The organism is Sphaerochaeta sp. UBA5849, from assembly GCA_002432715.1.
Taxonomy (GTDB): domain Bacteria; phylum Spirochaetota; class Spirochaetia; order Sphaerochaetales; family Sphaerochaetaceae; genus Sphaerochaeta.
The window spans coordinates 1-6,026 of the sequence record DJGJ01000056.1; the positions used below are offsets into that span (position 1 = coordinate 1).

Annotated in this window: 6 protein-coding genes; all 6 read right to left on the reverse strand. The window is 49.8% G+C overall.

Translation table 11 applies throughout. The features are described from left to right. Positions 1-71: 71 nt before the first annotated feature. The 6 genes from putP to B3K89_RS09925 all read right to left on the reverse strand — a co-directional run bounded on the left by putP (position 72) and on the right by B3K89_RS09925 (position 5,722). Positions 72-1,568 carry a sodium/proline symporter PutP gene (putP, locus tag B3K89_RS09900; RefSeq protein WP_293891438.1) on the reverse strand — a complete coding sequence of 499 codons (1,497 nt, stop codon included), beginning with the start codon at positions 1,566-1,568 and terminating at the stop codon, positions 72-74. Between the two features lie 90 nt (positions 1,569-1,658). Next, complete coding sequence (locus B3K89_RS09905; protein WP_293891441.1) at positions 1,659-2,045, reverse strand: hypothetical protein; 387 nt, start codon at positions 2,043-2,045, stop codon at positions 1,659-1,661. A 320-nt stretch (positions 2,046-2,365) separates the two neighbouring features. Then, entirely contained in the window at positions 2,366-3,169 is an 804-nt protein-coding gene (locus B3K89_RS09910) for an ABC transporter permease (RefSeq protein WP_345907349.1), read from the reverse strand. After that, positions 3,166-4,107, reverse strand: coding sequence for an ABC transporter permease (locus B3K89_RS09915; protein WP_293891447.1), 942 nt, complete (start codon positions 4,105-4,107; stop codon positions 3,166-3,168). Before B3K89_RS09915 ends, B3K89_RS09910 begins: the two co-directional genes overlap by 4 nt. After that, complete coding sequence (locus B3K89_RS09920; RefSeq protein ID WP_293891450.1) at positions 4,104-5,234, reverse strand: ABC transporter ATP-binding protein; 1,131 nt, start codon at positions 5,232-5,234, stop codon at positions 4,104-4,106. The genes B3K89_RS09915 and B3K89_RS09920 overlap by 4 nt, the downstream gene beginning before the upstream one ends. A gap of 269 nt (positions 5,235-5,503) precedes the next feature. Continuing rightward, a complete protein-coding gene (locus tag B3K89_RS09925) occupies positions 5,504-5,722 on the reverse strand; it encodes a hypothetical protein (protein ID WP_345907350.1) in 219 nt (72 codons plus the stop codon). Between the last annotated feature and the right edge of the window lie 304 nt (positions 5,723-6,026).

The window sequence follows — 6,026 nt, forward strand, 5'->3', positions numbered from 1 at the left end:
TGATGAGTCAAGTAGTTTTGATTAAATTGCTAAAATAGTAAAAAACCGGGGATTGCTCCCCGGTTGGTTTGTTAGTCTTCGATGGCCATATAGGCATCATACTCTGCAAGCATATCCTTATCAGGATTCTTGTCCAGAAGACTGAATAGGATCATCAGAAGGGAAGCGAGGATGAATCCGGGAAGCAGTTCATAGACGTCAAAAAGACCACCGGATAGTTGTTTCCAAATAATTACGGTAAGCCCGCCGCCTACCATAGCTGCAATGGCTCCCTTTCGGGTTGCCCGTCTCCAAAAGAGGGCTGCGATAATGACAGGTCCAAAGGTCGCTCCGAATCCAGCCCAAGCATAGCTGACTACGTCGAAGATGGAAGAGGTGGGATCCATTGCAAGGAATATGGCGATGATGGTAATGACAATAACAGTGATACGGCTCACCAGAAGCGTTTCCTTGTCCGATGCGTCCTTGCGAAGCAGGGCCTTGTAGACATCCTTGCTGAAGGCTGATGAGGCTACCAAAAGCTGGCTGTCGGCAGTACTCATGCTGGCTGCAAGGATTGCACAGAGGAAGAAACCAGCGATGAATGTGGGGAAAATCTTCTGCATGCTGGCGATGAACACCGCCTCGGCTGCACTCTGGCTGTCATACGTCAGGGGAAGCAGGAACAGTTTGCCGACGACACCGACCAAAAGCGCTGCCGCCATTGCAATGGTGACCCAGACCATGGCGATTCTGCGACTGGTTTTGACTTCAGCGTTGCTTCGAATCGACATGAACCGGACCAGGATGTGGGGCATGCCGAAGTATCCCAAGCCCCAGGCGAGGGCGCTGAGAATCTGCAAAAAGCCGTAGGATGTTCCCGGAGGAGTGATGAAGGGGTTGATGAAGTGCTGGCCGAACTCACCTAGCTTGGCGAAGGTGTGTGCCGGTCCGCCCGTTGCGAACAATGCAATCAGTCCGGTTGCCACCAACGCAATGAACATCAGGCTGCCCTGGAGGAAGTCGGTTGCGACAACTGCAAGATATCCACCCAAGAGGGTATAGCCCAGGATTACCACCACTCCAAGAAGGAGGGCTGCATAGTAGTTCATCCCAAAGACAGAGGTGAAGAGTTTTGCACAGGCCAAAAAGCCGCTGGCTGTGTAGACGACAAAGAAGACGAGAATGATGATTGAGCTGATTGTCTGCAGGACTTTCGATTTGTCATGAAAGCGGTTTGCCAAGAATTCGGGGATGGTGATGGAATCTTTTGCATGGATGGTGTACTTGCGCATCCGCTTGGCAACGAAGAACCAGTTCAGGTATGTTCCGACCAACAGGCCTACCGCAGTCCAAAAGGCTTCCTGCAAGCCGGTGAAGTAGGCAAGTCCGGGAAGTCCCATCAAGAGCCAGCCGCTCATGTCCGAAGCTTCGGCGCTGAGAGCGGTGAACCAGGGTCCGATGGAACGACCGCCGAGGAAGTAGTCACTGGTGGACTTGGTCTTGCGGAAGGTGAAAAAGCCGATGGCCAACATGAGGCCAAGGTAGAGGGCAAACGCGAGGGCTGTAAGGAATTGATAGCTGTTCATGGATGATTCTCTCCCCAATAAAGACATCTTGGCTCAGAATACCTGTTGTAAAACCACGTTGCAAGAGCAAAACAGAACAGAATGTACTGATTATGCATAAATATGCATGTTTTGGTGCTGATACCATATGGTCTGCCACAGTTGGTTGTACAATTCGAGATCAGGCCCTAAATCGCTGATGTTGTCTGAATTGGACAAGTCATCGATGGAAAAGAATGGCTGGGTGGTTTTCGTATATGCCGATGCCCCGGTATTGGTCGTGGGCGGAAGGCTGAATGCATCCAAAAATACTGCGTTTTTCGAGCCAGAGGGAATGACCATGTTGTCGATATACATCATGCCTCCATCGGCAGGGATGAAGAAGCCGATGGTCGACCATTTCTCCTTGCCGATCTCGGCAAATACATTCTCCGGATGTACGACCACGAATTCGTCCCTGCTGAATGCTTTTTTGAAGGATTCGGAGTCGAATTTCACCAGGTTCGGTTTCCACTGTGAGTTTATCAGGTCGGTTGCCTGCCTCAGCTGGTCTTCGTCGGTGGAGTTTCCGCTATAGCCCGGGCATGCTTTGCAAACATCTTTTCGTTGGAGGCGAAATTGTCAATGACAACATCAATGCCGGTTTCTTCAGGGAGTCGGGGGTGTAATAGGTCCAGTTGTATAGGTAGAGCTTGCCATTCTATGTGTTGGTTTTTTAAAGCTCATGTCAGTCGGCAGGAGTGCAAAGACTGCCGGTAGAAGAAAAATCGGGATGCTTTGTTCATGACGCACCTCCAGACGAAATGATGCCTCCAACCTTAGCTGCTTGCAGCCACAGTCTTTAGAAATTTCCTGAAGATGAATGCGATGATCATGGTACCGAGAATCATAACGAACGACAGTGCGTTGATAACCGGAGAGACGCCGTAGCGAATCATCGAATACACGTACAGGGGTAGGGTACCCGAACCAGGTCCGGATACAAAGAACGTAATGACAAAGTCCTCCAGGGACATGGTGATACACATCAAAAACCCTGAGAGAACTGCGGGTATGATGCTGGGAATAATGACTTTGGTCAATGTCTGCCGTTCATTGGCCCCCAGATCCCTGGCAGCTTCCACAGTCGAATAGTCGAATTCGTCCAAGCGTGCGGAGACCATCATGAAGACAAACGGAAGGTTGAACGTCGTGTGCGCAACAAAGATGGTGAACATACCCAGTCTCACTTTTACTGCAGAGAAGAAAATCAACATGGAGATACCGATGATGACCTCGGGAAGGACCATGGGCAGGTAGCTCACCGTAGTGATGTAGCTCCTTCCATGAAAGCGGTACCACTTGATGCCGATGGCTGCAAGCGTGCCCAAGGTGGTTGCCGTGATGGAGCTTGTCAGGGCTATGATCAGGCTGTTCTTGAAAGCCGCCCACAAAGAAGGACTGTCGAAGATAAGGGTCTTGTACCAGACCAGTGAAGCATGGTCCCACTGCATACCTTTCGCACTGTTGAACGAGAAGAACACCACGACAAACAGGGGGATGAAGAGGAACACGACCACCAGTGTCAACATCACATAGGAGAATGAAAAACCTGTCTTGTTTGAGTATTTGTGGTAGTTCATTTTGTTCCTCGATGGGTGTGGTGTGCCTTGACGTTGTGTTCAAGTGCCTGCTGGGTGGTCTTCTTGAGCCCTCCTTCCTTTTGCATCTGCTCACGCTTGCCGTTGTACAGCATCCAGAACACTCCGATCAGGGATATGAGGGTGAGAATCATGGAGAATGCTGAAGCAAGGGGCCAGTTCCTTGTCTTTGATACCTGATCGACGATGATGTTTCCGATCATGGTCGAGTCCTTGCCTCCGACCAACAAGGGAACCGTATAGGCTCCGAAGATGGGAATGAAGGTGAAGATGAAGGCGGTGCTGAGCCCGCTCTTGATGTTCGGGAACAGCACCCTGACAATGGAGCCGAGCTTGGTCGCTCCAAGGTCGCGCGCTGCATCGAACAGGGAGAAATCAAACTTGTCGATGGTGGTGAACAACGGAAGAATGGCGAAGGGCAGGTACATGTAGATAAGGACCAGTACTACAGCACCATTGTTGTAGATGAGCTTCAATCCCTCGTCGATCAACCCTAGGCGAATGAGCAGGCTGTTGATGAAGCCTTCGGTGGAGAGGATGGAGATCCAGGCATAGATTCTGATAAGTGAGTTGGTCCAGAAAGGAATAATGATGAGAAAGAGCAAAAACGTCTGGTGCTTGCTCTTTGCCATGGCATACCCGCAGGGTATCGCTATGAGAATGCAAAGGAAAGTGGAAAGTACACTGATCCACAGTGTCCTGATCACAACCATTGCAAAACTGGGATTGAACATCTGCTTGTAGGCGGTGAGGGTGAATTCCCAAACAACACCTCCATACAGGCCGCGCTTCAAGAAACTGTAGAGAATGATGATACCCAAGGGGACCGTGAAGAAGAGGGTGAACCACAAGCCCATGGGACCACCATAGATGGTCCCCAGCAGTTGTTCACGTTCCCTTGGTTTGAGGGTCTTTTTCATCGGTCGGTATCCTTTACCAAGTAACCGTCAGTTGCTGTCCAACTGACGTAGACAGTGTCTTTCCACTCGATGTCCGGGCCATCCTCAAGGAACACCGTATGCTGCTTGAAGACTTTAACCTGTGTGGAAGGCTCTTGTTCGAGCTTTACATAGAACTTTGATTGGAATCCTGAATACACGGGCTCGTCAACGATTCCCTTGAACGTGTTCAGTACTTTGGCCGTGGAGCGTGGAGGATTGGTGGATATTCTCACTTTCTCAGGGCGAATGGTAAAGTCAAACTTCGCCCCGATTGCCTGTGGTTCATAATCGGTAACCGATACCTCTCCTTTCAAAGCAGGAACATCAACTCGTACCAGGTACTCCCCCTCGTATGGTTCGCATGAGAGCACGGTGCAGGGAAAGCTGTTCGATTCCCCGATGAATTGGGCGACGAAGCGGGTTGCAGGAGCCTCATAGATTTCATAAGGGGTGCCGATCTGCAGTACTTTACCCTTGTTCATGACGGCAATGCGGTCGGATACAGACAGAGCTTCACTCTGGTCGTGGGTGACATAGATGAAGGTGATTCCGACTTTATCATGAATTTGGTCCAACTCAACCAACAGGTTTTGCCTGAGTTTTGCGTCAAGAGCGGATAGCGGTTCGTCCAACAAAAGCACTCTGGGTTCATTGATGAGCGCCCTGGCAATGGCAACCCGCTGCTTCTGTCCGCCGCTGAGCATCGAAGGTTTCTTGTAGATGTGGTCTTCCAGTTGGACAAGGCGAACGTACTCCATTACCTTCGATTCGATTGTTTGCTTGTCCACCCGTCTGAGCCGCAAGGGGAAAGCAATGTTTTCATAAACGGTGAGGTGAGGGAACAGGGCATAGGTCTGGAACACCGTGTTGGATTGCCGTTTGTCCGGCGGCAAGGGCAGAATGTCCTTGTTGTCAAACGCCACGCTTCCAGTATCAGGGTAATCAAATCCAGCGATTATCCTCAGCAAGGTGGTTTTACCACACCCTGAAGGCCCCAGCAGTGAGAAGAACTCACCTTTGTTTATCTTGACACTCACCTCGTCGAGTGCCTTGAAATCGCCATAGGAGCGGGAAACCCGTTCGACATTAACTTCAACACCTTTCAATCTTTTCCATTCCCTCCACTCGTTTCAGGCACAGAATTTCCAAAACACACCGTCTTGGAGCCTTTACGATTTACTGCGAATATCGAATATTTCAGAGAGTCTGTCAAGCAGGTTGCCTAATATTTTTCCTTACGAGAAAATGCGTAAATAATGCATTTCCTAACAAAGAGATACAAATAAAAAACCAGCCTTTCGCTGAATCGAGTGGGCAACCCTGCATGATGGTGGCTTTGGGAAGAGAAAACACACCAAGCGCTCATGACGCTTGGTCACTGAAGGAAATCGATGCGTACAACCTCCCCGGTATCAGGATCCTCCCGATAGACTGCCGGGCCTTCTTCGTCATAACCATACCAGGTAAGGCGCGTGAACCTGAGCAGTTCTGCTTCCTTTGGAAAATCAAAGACCCTGCAATAATCAAAGCGATGCTGTGTTTGGATGCGAAGATCAAATGGCAACATCCCCTGATTCTCCTTTGCATTCTGCATGTGAAACAGGCTTGTTTATGCGTACGCACTTAAGCGCAGACAATTGTGTACTGAACGTTGAGCGAGGCCTTGCATCAAAGAAGTTTATTTTGGTGCCTCTCATGACACAAGCATAGGACCTTCTCTGCAAGGCGTCAAGATTTGACCAAGAAACTTCCCAAAAAACAGTACTTTTGCCAAGTAAGGCCGATTTCACGCTATGCCAGAAGCCGACAGCACAAGAATAAAAATGATACCAACAAAACCGTCGGCATCAGATTTACGCCAAAGAGGTCTCGAACCTCTGACCTACTGCTTAGAAGGC